Source organism: Paenibacillus sp. 1001270B_150601_E10 (assembly GCF_015558675.1).
Lineage (GTDB): Bacteria > Bacillota > Bacilli > Paenibacillales > Paenibacillaceae > Paenibacillus_B.
This window is the reverse complement of record NZ_JADMOL010000002.1, coordinates 66,413-81,673: the sequence shown is the minus strand read 5'-3', so window position 1 is coordinate 81,673 and position 15,261 is coordinate 66,413. Positions and strand designations below refer to the sequence as shown.

Here is a 15,261-nt window from a genome sequence, read left to right as displayed (position 1 = left end):
ATCATACAAGTGTATGTTATCGTACATTTGTACGATAAATTCATTGGAGGAGATATGGATAAACGAATTGTTAAGACGCGCAAAAATATAATCGATGTGTTTTTGCAATTGCTGGAAGAAAAAGCAGTTAGTCATATTACAGCGCAGGAAATCATTGATTTAGCAGAGATCAGCAGAAGCACCTTTTACCAGCATTATACCGACGTATATGACCTGCTGGACCAAGCAGAAGATGCAATATTTATAGAAATTTCAAACTTGCTAAAAGGATATACCTATGAAGCGATTAAGGCAGACCCATTGCGATTGTTTACAGAACTTTTCTTCTATTTCCAGCAAAATGCTAAAATCTGCCTGGTGTTGATCAATAAAAACGGTGGTATCACGACCGGGCAGCGCATCAGTAAGATGATACAAAATAAGTTTAAACATGAATGGGAGGCGTTGATAAACTGCGAAAACGAATTTCTAACACACTATCTATCGCAGTATATTATCACAGGGTTTGTGGGCATTTTGCAAAAATGGATTGAGGGCGGAATGAAAGAACCAGTAGAAGACATGGCTTTTGTAACAAGATTTTTTATTAACAATAGTATTGAAAATATCAAAAACGAGATGGAGGTAGCGTCAGAAATGAGTACTTTTAAAGAGAAAATCCATTCAGATGCAAAGGGATTTGCCGGTGGGGTTTTAAACGAAACATCGGCACTAATTGATGAGAAATCTGCAGATATACAAAAGAAGGTTGAAGCAGGTCTAAACATTGCAATCGGCAGATTAGCGCAAAGAGGAAATCATTTACAAACAGAGCAATCCACATCTGCTGCTGAGAAGGAGCACAAACAGCAGAAGCTGCTTAAAAAGAGAACCGAGCTGGATGAAAGTACGAAGAGAAAATTGCCAAGCTAACTAAAGAGGGTAAGTCAGATAAACTGGCTGAAGAACAGAGAAAATATAGAGAAGAATATGAAAAAATTAATAAAAAGCTTAAGGAACTGGCGTTCTCCAAAAACGAGAATTCAGATTTTAATAACTAGGGTATGTTTACAATAAGACAACAGCGCTTGTACAAGATTTAAATAAAAATATTACCACAGCATAATTACGATTGAGGATTATTTTAAAATTCCCGGCGGGCAAAAGGCTAGCCGGGAATTTTAGCATCCAGTCCAATTATGTCAGATAAATTAGACACTCTCCATCCTCCTCCTATCATCGTCACACTTCGAAAAAAATAAAAAAAATCCCGCAACATAATGTATATATTTGGCTCACGTAAAAAATGATCTGTTAGTATCTCCTAAATCTTTAGAATAAAAATCTAGTATATCCACCCCAATATATAACTTGTAAAATAAAGTAATATAATGTAATATTTAAACAAGAATGTATTTTGATAGTGGCCACTATTGAATAGTTCCTAAACTACGTATCTATTAGTTTTATTACTATTGACATTTAAAAGGAGGATACATAAGCATGAATAATCTCTCTAAAATTGCAGTTGCTTTTGCTGCAGCCTTCACATTATTATCCAGCACTCAAGTACAAGCACAAGAAGTAATTCCTTCAACATTGCCTACAAACACTGATGTAGTTACCACTTCAGGTACAGTTAACAATCTATTAAGTGATTTGAAAACATACTCTTTCGGAAGCACGTCTTTTAGCAATTATGTTTGGGTAAACAGCGGTAATACCTTTTACAGTGTTTCGGGTGTAGATGTTGAGATCATCGGCACTGCATCATTCGACATAGAATATTACTCGAGTGCAGGAGAGTACCTTGGAAAAGACACTTATGTTAATAAAACCGGATGGGTTTCAAGTTATGGAGTACACATTAAAAATGTCAAAATAAAGTTCGTTAACACAGGTGACGAAAAAGTTAATATTAAATGGGGAGAAGTATCATATTATTCATCATAGAACTAAACTCTATGATTTTTATAACAACAAGAGAAAGTAAAAACCCACCCCAAGGTTGACCGCCCAAGGTGGGTTTATATCCCGAATTGACTTAGAAGGGAAAACCCATCCAAGCCAATTGTATGGACCATGTGTTTCCCCACTTGGTCTTTCTTAAATATATATTACCCTATCTGAAATGATGTATCAAAGAACTGATAATCCTGCGAGGCTAAGTCTTCGACCCAGTCGCTGACGCTCCTTTAAGCCTCTCGGACTCGTGAATACATTGAACGTTATACGAAATTGAGGCAAGTACCATAATGGTGGTAAATTCAAGATTATGAAAACAATCAAAACCATTATTACTTTATTGATTTGAGCTGATTCAGTTAATGTTCGTTCTTTGCTCATTTGATTTCGACGACATAATACTAAATACATTTAAGTGATGCGGAACGAATTGATGTTATGAAAAGAGCTAATGGCGAGCCAGTGGCTTTTTACCAGCTCGAAAATGATGAATGGCCTAAAGTTTACAAAGTGCGAAACGTAAAAATTGAAGTAAGCCAATTACTTGAAGGCACAATAGAACGTTACATAGACGCTGTAATTGTAAAGTTTGATGAGAGTATCATCGAGGAGACGTACTTTATAGTTGAAGAGATTTACCCATCCATCGATATTAAGCGTCCAACCTCTGTTGAACGTATCAAGTTAAATTGAAACCTTAGATAGATTGAGGCTTATTTCAGAGGAGAAGTTTGTTACTCGAAGAAGGCATTAACATTCGATAGCAACGCAATCACGCTAAGATCATCTCTGAACGTTTGAGGCACACTAACATTACCACCACAATGAACATACATGAGCATGCCCTCCAAACTGCAGATCAGATGGCTGCAGAAAAACTAAATAACCTGTTTACAATATGTGATTATACAGAAGACAAAAAGACACATGGATGAGCTCATTTCATCTCGTCTTTTTTATTTGATTTTACTTAGATTTTCCTCCTCTACAGTGCTCCATTAAGCTTTTTCACATCAACATTACATGTCCAACAAAACAAAGGCTTGTACCCCTACCAGATACAAGCCTTACGTTTTTTTATTATTAGCAAGCAGTCCGTTCATATGGCGTATAGAGATCCAACTTGTCTAGAAGGATGCCACATCGGTACATGCCTTACTTTTTACCTAGTTGGTCAAGCAATGACTTCCAGCGATCAAGCGTCTCGTTAGCTTTAGGCTCGACGGATTCTTCAATCACTTCCTCGACCTTTTTCACAGCATCATTAACCGAATGATTCGCGCGCTCAAGTTTCTGCTTAAGCCGCTTCTCACGCGCTGCCGCAAACAATGCCTGCATTTTCCGCTCATTGTATGCTTTTAACTGTTCAAGAACGTCATCTATATTTTTGATGTCCGCCACAAAGAATCCCTCCTCCCTAGGTCGAATGTGGGCGTTTATCGATTACAGCACATCTAATTGAACGACCAAGGCGAGCAAGATTTGCAGCAGTACTTGAATATTAACCGATATGAAGGAGTCCGTTGTAGAAACGACTACACCCTTCGAGTTTTGAACGTATACGCGTTGACGGTTGCTTTGCGTAACGTTGATTTTTTGCATCAGATCCTGAACGATCGCTTCGGCACGAGTTGAGCTGCCGATCGAAATGCTGATTACAGCGACAAGCGCAGCCTGAAGAGACGCCTGAATCGATGCAGCGATCTTCGTATCCGTTGTCGTTACGTCCACATCGCAGGAATCACGAATAACAATTTCCTCATAGGAGGTTTGAACATTTTTAATCTCTTGATCAGCTTCCTGCTCAATCGTTGAATCTAGCGGGTGTTTGCAGTTGCTGAATGGAGACCATCTATGGTCCTTCCTCTTCTTCTTATCGCAATCATCGTCATCGTAGTCATCATCGTCGTCATCACAATCGTCATATCTCTTATGGCACTTGTCGTGCTTAGAATCGTGCTTCTTATGCTTCTTTTTATCATGCTTCACATCGTATCCCATGATTTGATCCCCCTAATCTTCTAAAGTGTAGGATTAGAACACATCCAGTTTAATGACAAGAGCAAGCAAAATTTGGAGAAGCGCCTGAATGTTCAACGATACATCCGTGCTCGTTGTCGCTACACGAACGTTAGCGGAGCTTTCGATTACGGTGCGCTGGAACGTTTGCTGCTGTACCTGCACCTTTTGAAGTAATTCCTGTGTGACACTCTTAGCTCGATCACTATCTGCAATAGAGATGCTCACCACAATGGCGATAGCGGCTTGAAGGGCAATCTGGAGCGTTGCTGCAATCTTAGTATCCGTAGACTCTACTGTGACACCGCATGAATCTTTAATAACAATGATCTCATCAGATCCTTGGAAATTATCAATGACCTCATCTGCGCGTTGCTGAAGATCTGCTTGATTCATTGAATACCACCTCCTTGTACTCTATTCTTATTCACTAGCAGTGAAACGTGCATGGGTAATCTCTCATCTCAAACACCCAATCTGATAGATTCATTAGACATAAAAAAAGCACCTATAGGTGCTTTACATCTCTTACTAGTCTTTTTTTCTACGTTTTTTCTTCTCATCAGACGATTTGACTCTTTTTTCGTCCCGCTTCTTTTTAAGCCCTTCTTCCTTCGATCTAACAGCTGATCGGCTTGGAGATCTCGATTCCTCGCGGCGGACCGGAGCCGACCGTTCCCTTCTGCTTTGCTCTTTCTTCCGCTGCTGCTCCCGCATAAAGGCTTCATAATCCTCTTGTTTCACAAGGCGCTTGCGCTCTTCTTCATTTTTTTTCTGAACGTCCATATACTGCGTTACTTGTCTGGATAAATCGTCAATCATCCGACGCATTTGATCTTTATGCTCATCCGAAATGGGCTGTGTCGACTCCACGGTTACGCCATTTCGCTGAAAAGAGTCGGAAATAAGTAGCTCTACCACGCTAGTAGGCAATAAGAAGCCTTCATCCTTATTCTCATTATTTTCTTCCTGAGCCATTCTAGGTAACCTCCTCTTGATTGCAAACCTTTTTCCCAACCTGCCCCTATTATTCTATGATCGCTCGCCACAAGTGGTATGGATGGACGCATAGAAGCCCTAGGCAATCCTATGGAATAAAAAAATCCCGCCGCAACATGCGTTGCAGCGAGATGACAGTTCTGCTCTCCTACTCATAATCCTTTAGATTACGATAAGGAGCTAAACGTTCGTTCAGTTCTTTTGTAGCTTGGTAGATATCTATATAGATCTCATATAGCCCATTATATACAGCATGTCGCTCAGCATCTGGATGCCATCGATCCACAGCCTTCACGAAGCAGCTGACCGCCTCCTCGATGGTACTGAACCATCCGCAGCCATAAGCCGCTAGGATGGCTGCTCCCATTGCGGGCCCCTGCTCTCTTTCCAATCGCACAATATCGACGCCGAATATATCCGCCTGCATTTGCAGCCATGCTTCATTTTTGGCACCGCCGCCAATGGAGACAATCTCCTGAATCACCTTCCTGCTGTCACGAAGCATATCCAGGGATTCTCGCAGCGAAAATGTAATTCCCTCCATTACAGCCCGCGCAGCCTGGATTCGCGTATGCTTGCTATCTAATCCAATAAAGCTTCCTCGAATATTAGCATCTGCATGTGGCGTCCGTTCTCCCGCCAAGTAAGGGGTGAATAACAGGCCATTGGCTCCAGGAGGCACCCGCTCAATGCCGGCAAGCAATTCATCAAAGCTCAGCTCGCTTGCAAATGCATCTCTGAACCACTGCATGCTGTGTCCAGCAGCAAGCGTCACGCCCATCACATAGTAAGCCTCAGGCACACTATGATTAAAATAATGGATGCGGCCGCGATAATCAGCTTCAACTCGCTCCTCATAAGCAAGCATGACCCCTGAAGTTCCAATACTGCACATCGCGGTTCCTGGCTTGATGATTCCTGCTCCAATCGCTCCGCAGGCATTATCGGCTCCTCCTGCGAATACCCGAACCTGGTCGTGGAGCCCCATCTGTTCGGCTGCCTCTGGAAGCAGAAGTCCGGCTTCTGCACTTGACTCCAGAATAGGCGGGCATAGCTCAAGTGGAATGCCCATCTTATCTGCAATCTCTCTGCTCCACTCCCGATGAATGATATCGAGGAGCAGCGTTCCAGCCGCGTCCGACAGGTCAATGCCAAGCTTCCCTGTCAAGCGATAGCGAACATAGTCCTTCGGCAGCAAGAACACCTTTGCTGCAGCGAATCGGTCTGGCTCATGCTTTTTCACCCACAGCAGCTTAGGAAGCATAAAGCCCTCCAGCGCTCGATTTTTCGCGATGTCGAGCAGTCGATCTTGAAGGCCCTCCTCGATCTCCCTGCACTCCGCTGTCGTTCGGGTATCATTCCATAGGATGGCTGGCCGCACCACCTGATGCTCTTCATCCAGCAAGACGAGACCATGCATTTGACCGGAGAAGCTGAGCCCTTCTACCTCATCCACCTGCACGCCTGTCTTCATCACCAGTTCGGACACAGCATCCACCGTGCCCTGATACCAGTCCTCCGGCTGCTGCTCGCGATATCCTGGCTGTTCCTGATAGAGCGGATACACGCGGCTCGCCTCCGCTATCACCATTCCGCTTCGACTAACCATGATCGCCTTAACTGCACTTGTTCCAAGATCGATCCCGATCACATAAGACACCCTCACCCCTCCTTTACGTTTCGTTATATACCTTTTAAAGCGGTACGGATGATTTGAACCGATCATGGCCTATTTTATTTGTGAATTATAAAAGTGCTTACGCTTGCCAAATGTATTGATTCAAGATGGACCGCAGGTGCTCCTGTCTGCCTGACACATTACGGCGGGTCTCATGATCCAGCGCATACGCCTCAAGCGATTGTAAAGTCGCCTTGCCCGTAACGATATCCTTGCCAATGCCCTCGTTGAAGCTCGCATAGCGATCTTCGATTGCTTGCTCGAATACACGGTCTTCCAGCAGCTTCGCTGCCACTTTCAAGCCTTTGGCATAAGCGTCCATGCCTGCAATATGAGCAAGGAACAGATCCTCTGCTTCAAATGAAGCTCGGCGCACCTTGGCATCGAAATTAATGCCGCCTTTGTGCAGTCCATCATTCTTCAGCACTTCAAGCATCGTTAGCGTCGTGCTGTACAGATCGGTCGGGAATTCATCCGTGTCCCAGCCAAGAAGCAGATCTCCCTGATTCGCATCCAGCGAGCCTAGCACACCATTGATGCGGGCATAATGCAGCTCATGCTCGAATGTATGCTGCGCAAGAGTCGCGTGGTTCGCCTCCAGATTCAGCTTAAAGTGCTCCTTCAAGTCGTATTTCTGCAAAAAGGCAAGCGTTGACGCTGCATCAAAATCATACTGATGCTTCATAGGCTCCTTCGGCTTAGGCTCGATTAGGAACTGAGCATTGAATCCGATCTCCTTCGCATAATCGACCGCCATATGGAACAAGCGAGCCATATTGTCGAGTTCAAGCTCCATGTCGGTATTCAGCAGCGTCTCATAACCCTCGCGGCCGCCCCAGAATACATAGTTTTCCGCTCCAAGCTCCTTCCCGACTTCCAGCCCCTTCTTGACCTGTGCCGCTGCATAGGCGAATACATCGGCATTGCATGTCGTTGCTGCACCGTGCACATATCTTGGATGGGAGAACATATTCTGCGTATTCCACAGCAGCTTGCGCCCTGTGGATGTCATATATTCCTTCATCATTCCGACAATGACATCGATATTTTGATTCGTCTCGCGAAGCGTTGCTCCTTCAGGTGCAATATCACGATCATGGAAACAGAAATAAGGCAATTGCATCTTCGCCATAAACTCAAATGCCGCTTCCACTCGCGCCTTTGCCAGGTCCATGCCATCGAATCGCTGGAAGGAGCGCTCCATTACCGCATCACCAAACGGATCGTTGCCCCCATAAGTCAGCGTATGCCAATATGCCATGGCAAACCGGAGGTGCTCCTCCATCGTTTTCCCTAGAATCACTTCGTTTGGATTGTATTGTTTAAAAGCAAAAGGATTCGTGGATTGTGCACCCTCAAATGCAATATTGGTAACGCTATCAAAGTAATCCATGCTCTAGTTCCTCCCTGCTTTCATTTTACGATCATCCTAGCACAGTTCCGTCAACTTTGTCTATCCATTAAACTAAGTATTTTACTTCGTTTTCATGTACTAGTATCCGCAATATCCATGATCTTTTATTATCCGTCCAATTCCCAATCCTTCTTAAGGCGCTTCCTTCTAGCATTTTCACAGACATCCCTGACATGATTATCTTTATATCCAGCGCTATTTCTTGCATGAATCGTTCTTTCTTACTACACTAGATATAGCATTCTTCATTTAGAGCCTAAACAAAGATAAGATAGGAAGATGATGGTGAACATTACTGGCGATCAAGCCTTGGTCAAAAAAATAAATACTTCGCTCGCACTTGAAACCATTCGTGTACATGCCCCCATCTCACGCGCCCAAGTCGCTGAGCTTACAGGACTTAATAAAGCAACCGTATCGAATCTTGTAAGCGATCTTCTCGAGCAGCAGCTCGTGACGGAGATCGGCCCAGGGCAATCAAGCGGCGGACGCAAGCCTTTGCTTCTGCTGTTTAATCGCAATGCTGGATACTCGATTGGCATTCATCTTGACGTACGCACTTTCTCCATTGCCCTTTGTGATTTATCTGGGCAGATTGTTCTAGAGAAGCTGGATCAACGCTTGTCCAGTTCTGATCCTGAACAGGTCACCGATCAGCTAGCGCTTGCCATTCAAGATCTGACCGATCAAGCGCCGCCTTCTCCATATGGAGTGATCGGCATCGGGATTGGAGCTCCCGGCATGGTTGATGAGCAGGGATGCGTGTTGTTCGCGCCTAACCTTGGATGGGAGCAGATTCCCCTTCAGCAGTGGCTGCAGAATCGTTTCCCAACCATCCCCATTCTTGTAGACAACGAAGCGAATGCAGGAGCCTTAGGCGAGTATGAATATGGGGCAGGCAAAAATGTACAGCATCTTATCTATGTAAGTGCAGGTGCCGGAATCGGTGCGGGCATGATGATTCATGGAGAGATTTATCGCGGGGCAGCCGGGTATTCCGGAGAAATGGGGCATATGACCATTGATGTGCACGGTCGAAAGTGCAGCTGCGGCAATCGCGGTTGCTTGGAACTGTACGCTTCAGAGAAGGCCATTCTCGATCAGCAGAAGAGCCTTCCCTTTCACAGTCTCCATGAAGCGATACAGCGTGCGGAACAAGATGACGCCGATGCTCTTCATACCCTCCAACAGCTTGGAGAATACTTAGGCATTGGAATAGCCAATCTAGTAAATGGGTTCAATCCTGAGCTTGTCATCATCGGCAATCAATTCGCCCATTTTGAACGATGGATTGGTGCTGCCGTAGAGCGAAGCGTCAAGCAGCGGGCTCTCCGGTCTCATCAGCAAGGATTGCACATCGTGTATGCGCCATTAAAGCAGCGCTCCACCCTGCTTGGAGCAGCCAATCAAGCCATCCGATCATTTGTCGGGCGAGCAAAGGTGACAATGTAGCAACGCGAGTGGTTCGCTTTCGCCAAAAATAAAGCGCCTTGCCTTCTTCCTCACTGCATCCAAGCAGGTTGAGAAAGCAGGCTTGACGCTGTCATCTATTCGACGCAAGCGTAACCAGCTTGCGTATCGTGACCCACCTTCCCGCACCGCCATCCGTGCGGTGAAGGAATTAGAAGGTTGCATTCAGGGCGATAGGTATTGTCAGATCTTTAACTCCCCAAGCTTGATCAGCTCGACTACCGCTTGCGACCGACCCTTCACGTTTAATTTCTGCATCACATTCGTGATGTGTTCTGAAGCGCACATGGTCGTTGATAAGTCGCATACACCTCGACATGCCCGCAACGATCCACGGTTATCCGCTCAATCCAATGTCGGATAAGCCGTTCAGCTTCTTCCGTTGAAGCCCACTGCTGTAGATCAAAGCGCAGCAACCCTTCAAGCTTCCGATGGATATCCGCTTCAAGGCTGCCCTGCTCTTCATGGTCAGCTGCAGGTTGCTGACCTTGTTCCCATTGAAGCTCACAGAGGCGAAGCTCCTCTTCAAACCTTTGCTTCTCATACGCGTACTGCTTGGCATCCATATTGCCCTCCAGTTTGGACTTTCGAAGCAGGTAGAGCGCTTCACGATAGCGGTCGATCTTCGCCTGGAGTGCGTGTTCTTCCTTCAAGCGGCTGCCCCATAGGGCGCTTGGATTATACTCCCCTTCTTTCTGACGATAGTACTCCAATAGCTCTTCAACAGACGCCAATTGCCGCATCATGGAGGATAACCTTTCCCTGATCGCCTGATAGAAGGCATCGTACGAGAGGTAGTAGCCGTTAGAGCAGCCTGCTTCCCCCTGCCGTCTTCGCTTCGAGCATACGAGATAACGGTAGCTCCCGCCGCTCTTATGATTGGACTTCATGTTTACCATCGCAGAGCCGCACTCCTTGCAGGTCATGTACCCTGCAAACACATTCACCTTGCGGCGTACACCGCCTCGTCTGCCTCCGCTGCGCTGATATCTGATTTGCTGTGCCCTTTCAAACACTTCCTCCTCAATGATGGGCTCGTGCGTTGCGCCCATCATAGACTGCTCCCATAGAGCTCGATCCCGCTCCACAAGCCGCTTTTTTCGATGATGCAGATTGTTTAATTGATGGACCTTGATAATCTCGTATTTGCTAAAAAAAGTTACGCCCGTATATACAGCGTTTTGCAACATACGCTGAACCGTGGTAATCCCCCACAGGCCTCGCTTGGGTGATGGAATGGCTCGCTCATTCAAATACTGAACGATCGCCTTTTCGCCGAATTGATGCTCGGTATACAGCCGGAATATTTCTCTGACGACCTCTTTTTTTTCAGGATCTGGAGTCAATGTCTTTCGGCCATTCACGGTTACCTTCCGGTAGCCGTACGGCGCAAGGCTTCCAGTGAAGTTGCCCTTCAAGCCGGATTGGCGAAGCCCTCTTCTAGAGCTTAGACTAATAAGCTCGCTTTGCTTCTGATTCACCGCCGCAAAGATCTGAAACTTGAATTCATCATTATCAATGAAGGAATCAAAGTTCTCGTCGATAGAGATCAAGCGAATGCCAAGGGAATCAACCAGCAACCGCTTAAGCATCAAGGAGTCCATCATATCCCTTGAGAAGCGAGACAACGAGGCGAAGAGAACGGCTTGAAACACTCCCTGCTTCGCGTCATCCATCAACTGCCGTATCGCAGGCCGATCGATAATGCTCGTTCCGGTATCCCGATCCTCATATACGAGTTCATCGGGTTGGTCAAAGTCCAACAGTCTTGTTTTCTCCCGACAGATGCCAAGCTGATGCTCAGGACTGTCGCGCTGGCTTTCCTTCGTCGTGCTGACTCTGACATACACCGCAGCCTGCACTTGATGAAGCTGCTCATGCTTGCTCATCTCCAGCGAACCTCCTTTATGATGCAATTCATGATGAATGAAATAAGGATGCTTGGAAATCCAAATCTATTTCCCCTTACGCCGATTGCCCTTTGATTCATGGACAGCTCGCTTAATCATTGTTTTGGCTAACTCGTGCAGTAGTTTCCTTGCATCCTGTGTGCCTTCATGCACCTGAATCGTAAATGGAGGCTTTCCCTTCGCCATGTTCATCCCTCCTTGGTTGTTTCTACAACCTATTCGAGGGTGAGCTTGGCCTATGCGATTCCAGATACTTTGCATCTGTTTTGATCCTTATTGCTGCGGCTAACAGATCATAATATAAAAAGCTGCTCTATTAGAGAGCAGCTTTCCATCCAATCTCTGATATTCCATTGTCACATTGCGGAAGCGCTGCTTCCCTCTTCCTTATAATAATACACGTCCTCTGTGACAGAGCCCTTCCATGGCGTCCACCATTGACTGTCCAAATGAACAACGATCAGCATCGTTTCTCCGCCAATTTGCTGAAGCGCTTGAAACATGTTTTTCGACTTGTAGCAATCGTGCACGTCTTCCCGGTTGTCGTATACTTGAACAATTTTACGGAAAATATGCTTTGCACTATTCATGGAAGTGACCGGAGAATGCTGATACGAATCACACAAAGTTAGATTTTTGAGCTTCTTAGGCTTCATGTCCATCCCCCTCAACTTTGTCCCTCATCGCTCAGATATATTTTTCGATCTTAACGCCTTTCATCTCCAACCAGCCAATGAGGAAGGAGAAGCCGTCCATGGACAGCTGAATACTTTCCTTCTGATCATCGCCTGTCATCATGTCGATCCGAATGGTGCCGTCGAACTCATTGTAAATCACCGAATAATTGACGTCCTGATTGTCGAGTTGGTCATTCCATTTGCACATAATGCTGCTTTCGACGTTCCTCATCTTTTTACGCTTCAGTTCAAGTTCAAGCTCCTGATTGATTCGTAAAGGGTCATTGGTAAATGACCGTTCTTGATTCGACGCAGTCTGTACAGATGCTGTCATGTTCATCCCCCTCGCATAATGTTCATCCTTGCTTTCATGGATAAAGTCCTGCGCCGATCGACCGCCATGATCAACCGTGCTATTCATTCTTGCAGGATTCGCGCTCCGTGATTCGATTAGCGGTTCCATCATTGTCGCAGCGGCTTGACTGGAAGCCGTCATAAGCTCTGTTTCTTCATCGTCATGATAAGCTTCTTCCGACGAGAACAGTTGAAGCGTCTGCTGTTCATTCAGCCTCTGATCGGTGCCGCCATTTGTCGGATGCATGCGTGTTTCAACAGCTAACCATTCCTCTTGATCACCATGTACCTGCTTGTCACTCGACTTTCCTGATGCTAACGGAGCCGAATTCTCGCCGCCTATTGTTGCAGCATATATGCCAGAAGCAGCCTCTGCTTGCACCGTGCTGAGTTCAAGCTCAGCTGCCAACGGCTCTGTATGAAGCTCATCCATCGACATCGAGATCGTGCTAGCACCAACAGCATTTTCTTCCACGCTGGCGAGAAGCTGTTGAAGCTCCTCTGAGGTTAGGGGCTTTGCCCAATCTGAAGCATCTTCATATGACGCCTCATGCTCAATTCGAACATTACCATCGCCAAAGCGAGGTAAGAACGTCTCGGCTTCAGTCCGCTGATCCTCACCAAATGCTGCCGCAGCCGGGTTCTCTAATTTTGGCTGTTGTTCAAGGAGAGAACCGAATTCCTCCTCTGCTGCAGGCTTGGCCTCCTCATTTCCTGCTAGCAGCGTCTGCTCCACATCCAACTCAAACTTATGCCCAGACTCCGACTGTTGAACACCCGTACGATGAAGCCCATCTCCTGTCTGATCCACAACCGAAGCTCTAGAAGGTTGATCTACTGAAGAATCCTGCCTTACCGAGTAATGCTGATCAGCTTGTGAGCTATGTATGGCTTCAGTCTCCTGTCGTTCAGCACTTCTTGTGAACAATCGCTCCTCCTGCTGATTCCTTGTTTCGAGCACCGCCTGGTCAACCATCGCAGCCTTTCGCTCCGCCGCTTCCCTATCCTCTTGCTCCTTCCGCACAAGCTCCTGACTGTTGCGAATCAAAGGCATGACCTCATCAATGACTTCATTTACACGTTCAGGCTCAAATGGCTTCATCACATATTGATTAGCCCCCGCCTTAAGCGCCTTGGAGATTAGATCCCGTTGACTCATAGCCGAGCAGATCAGAATGACGGAATGGGGATTAATTCCACGAATTTCTTTTAATGCTGTAATACCATCCATCTCCGGCATGGTGATATCCATGATGACAAGATCCGGCCTTAGATCACGGTACATCTCTACACCGATAAGTCCATTCTCTGCCTGACCTACAACCTCATAACCGGATTTTGTTAAAATATCCGTAAGCATTAGACGCAAAAACTTGGTATCATCAACGATTAAAATGCGAAGTGACATCGCAGATTCACCCTCCCTCTTTAAGGTTCTGATGGATTGCTCACAGGTATAGCGGAACGAATAGGAACCTTCTTGCCGCTAGGTGCTGGGAATATGCCGGGCGGCAGTTGCTCTTCGATTCCTTGGAACGCTGGCACAAAGAATGTCGTAAAGGATAGTGAATACTTATTCTTCGTGTCATCAAATGAGATGGAGTCCACCTTGATGATCCGCTCCATCGCCTCTATCGACTTTAAAAAGCTGTTGAACTTTACATAGCTTGGGGCTTCAACTTCCAGATTGACACCAAGCTTGATCACTTCCAATGCAGGAAGGGCAGCCGCTTGCGATGGCTGAGACCCATCTCCACCCGCTGACGGTTCGGCCTGTGATTCACCAGCTGCTTGTTCTTGCTCCGTATTCGCGGCTGGAGCAGAAGATGCTGGCGCACTTCCACCTTGTGCAGCCTCCGCTTCTGGATCACCGATCACTTGGTACAGCTCTGTCGTGGTCGTTGGAGTTGTGGCAAAGGAGTAGTTTGTTATCACGCTGCTTGTATCCTGCTCTCTTATGCGCAGCTCCATGATTAGAAGATCCGTGAAGGCTTCTACGGGTATCTTTTTTTGGAGCTCAACAAGATCCTCTTCGCTTTGTTGATTGGTATGGGTCTGCACTTGAAGCGTCTCCAATATTTTTTGATTCGTCTTAAGCTCTTCCTTTTTAGCGGTAATACTTTTCTTGATAGGCTGAATGCCGTACATGTAATAGAGGGACAGCCCTAATACGATCACTATGGAAGCCGCGATTAGAATCACCATTCGCAGCTGCTTCGCATTCATCATCGGACATCCTCCCCTCTAAGCAAGAATGCCTCGCGATTCACTTCGACCAAGAAGGTACCTTCATATTCGCCTTGGCTTGCTTCTGTACGTTCCTGCTTCACAAGTGAGCTGATCTCAACCTTGTCTACCCACTCGGCGTACGTTAAGTGATGCACATATTGGGCGGCCTCTGCCGAATTATCGAACTTCACCACAATGTTTATGACGCCTGGCTCAACATAGGAGTACGATTTAAAAAATCCATTCGTAGGCAGCATGCTGGATATTTGGTCAATGATGAGTCCGGTATTCAGCGGAAGCCGTTCTACCGCCTCTACAATCTGCCCATATTGATCCATGATTGAAGCACTGACTCCCAACAGAAGCTTCGATGTTGCAACTTCAATTTGCTTCTGCAGCTGTTTCGCCTCCTGCTCGACTCGTCCCTGTTCTTGCTTTAGAACATATTGATAGACTATCAAGCATGATGACCCTAGCACGACAATCGCAGCAAGAATAAGGACTGCGATGACGAAAAAGAAGCTTCGCTGTTCTCGTTGGGGCAGCAGGTTAATATCGCTTAGCACT

General features: G+C 46.1%; 15 protein-coding genes and 2 pseudogenes. 4 read left to right on the top strand and 13 right to left on the bottom strand.

Annotation, left to right across the window (positions count from 1 at the left end):
* The first annotated feature begins 54 nt into the window (after positions 1–54).
* From I2H74_RS05375 to I2H74_RS05365, 3 genes are all read left to right on the top strand, one after another.
* The gene (locus I2H74_RS05375; RefSeq protein ID WP_195572239.1) at positions 55–912 is read left to right on the top strand and encodes a TetR/AcrR family transcriptional regulator; all 858 of its coding nucleotides are present in this window, start codon (positions 55–57) and stop codon (positions 910–912) included.
* A gap of 570 nt (positions 913–1,482) precedes the next feature.
* Positions 1,483–1,932: a hypothetical protein gene (locus tag I2H74_RS05370; RefSeq protein WP_195572236.1), complete on the top strand. Its 450-nt coding sequence runs from the start codon at positions 1,483–1,485 to the stop codon at positions 1,930–1,932.
* Between the two features lie 450 nt (positions 1,933–2,382).
* Positions 2,383–2,637 carry a hypothetical protein gene (locus I2H74_RS05365; RefSeq protein ID WP_195572234.1) on the top strand — a complete coding sequence of 85 codons (255 nt, stop codon included), beginning with the start codon at positions 2,383–2,385 and terminating at the stop codon, positions 2,635–2,637.
* A 462-nt stretch (positions 2,638–3,099) separates the two neighbouring features.
* On the opposite strand, the gene I2H74_RS05360 is transcribed toward I2H74_RS05365, so the two are convergent.
* From I2H74_RS05360 to xylA, 6 genes are all read right to left on the bottom strand, one after another.
* Positions 3,100–3,345, bottom strand: coding sequence for a hypothetical protein (locus I2H74_RS05360; protein ID WP_195572232.1), 246 nt, complete (start codon positions 3,343–3,345; stop codon positions 3,100–3,102).
* A gap of 42 nt (positions 3,346–3,387) precedes the next feature.
* Positions 3,388–3,945, bottom strand: a complete 558-nt coding sequence (locus tag I2H74_RS05355) for a spore coat protein (RefSeq protein WP_195572230.1) — start codon at positions 3,943–3,945, stop codon at positions 3,388–3,390.
* A 33-nt stretch (positions 3,946–3,978) separates the two neighbouring features.
* A complete protein-coding gene (locus I2H74_RS05350; protein WP_195572228.1) occupies positions 3,979–4,359 on the bottom strand; it encodes a spore coat protein in 381 nt (126 codons plus the stop codon).
* A 135-nt stretch (positions 4,360–4,494) separates the two neighbouring features.
* Entirely contained in the window at positions 4,495–4,941 is a 447-nt protein-coding gene (locus I2H74_RS05345; protein ID WP_195572226.1) for a hypothetical protein, read from the bottom strand.
* A 169-nt stretch (positions 4,942–5,110) separates the two neighbouring features.
* Complete coding sequence (gene xylB / locus I2H74_RS05340; RefSeq protein WP_324254012.1) at positions 5,111–6,622, bottom strand: xylulokinase; 1,512 nt, start codon at positions 6,620–6,622, stop codon at positions 5,111–5,113.
* 97 nt (positions 6,623–6,719) lie between these two features.
* Positions 6,720–8,033, bottom strand: coding sequence for a xylose isomerase (gene xylA, locus I2H74_RS05335; RefSeq protein WP_195572222.1), 1,314 nt, complete (start codon positions 8,031–8,033; stop codon positions 6,720–6,722).
* A 303-nt stretch (positions 8,034–8,336) separates the two neighbouring features.
* Here xylA and I2H74_RS05330 point away from each other — a divergent pair, with 303 nt between their 5' ends.
* The gene (locus I2H74_RS05330; RefSeq protein ID WP_195573367.1) at positions 8,337–9,506 is read left to right on the top strand and encodes an ROK family transcriptional regulator; all 1,170 of its coding nucleotides are present in this window, start codon (positions 8,337–8,339) and stop codon (positions 9,504–9,506) included.
* A gap of 201 nt (positions 9,507–9,707) precedes the next feature.
* On the opposite strand, the pseudogene I2H74_RS05325 reads toward I2H74_RS05330, so the two are convergent.
* From I2H74_RS05325 to I2H74_RS05295, 7 genes and pseudogenes are all read right to left on the bottom strand, one after another.
* A pseudogene (locus tag I2H74_RS05325) lies at positions 9,708–9,797 on the bottom strand (DNA-binding response regulator); the annotation flags it as partial.
* Positions 9,782–11,413, bottom strand: a complete 1,632-nt coding sequence (locus I2H74_RS05320; protein WP_195572220.1) for a recombinase family protein — start codon at positions 11,411–11,413, stop codon at positions 9,782–9,784. The pseudogene I2H74_RS05325 and the gene I2H74_RS05320, both read right to left, overlap by 16 nt.
* Positions 11,414–11,479: 66 nt before the next feature.
* Entirely contained in the window at positions 11,480–11,620 is a 141-nt protein-coding gene (locus I2H74_RS05315; RefSeq protein ID WP_195572218.1) for a hypothetical protein, read from the bottom strand.
* 170 nt (positions 11,621–11,790) lie between these two features.
* Positions 11,791–12,090 carry a hypothetical protein gene (locus tag I2H74_RS05310; RefSeq protein WP_195572216.1) on the bottom strand — a complete coding sequence of 100 codons (300 nt, stop codon included), beginning with the start codon at positions 12,088–12,090 and terminating at the stop codon, positions 11,791–11,793.
* Positions 12,091–13,516: 1,426 nt separating this feature from the next.
* Positions 13,517–13,873: pseudogene (locus I2H74_RS24500) on the bottom strand (response regulator); the annotation flags it as partial.
* 20 nt (positions 13,874–13,893) lie between these two features.
* Positions 13,894–14,694: a hypothetical protein gene (locus I2H74_RS05300; protein ID WP_195572212.1), complete on the bottom strand. Its 801-nt coding sequence runs from the start codon at positions 14,692–14,694 to the stop codon at positions 13,894–13,896.
* A complete protein-coding gene (locus I2H74_RS05295; protein WP_195572210.1) occupies positions 14,691–15,260 on the bottom strand; it encodes a PilN domain-containing protein in 570 nt (189 codons plus the stop codon). Before I2H74_RS05295 ends, I2H74_RS05300 begins: the two co-directional genes overlap by 4 nt.
* Position 15,261: the final 1 nt, after the last annotated feature.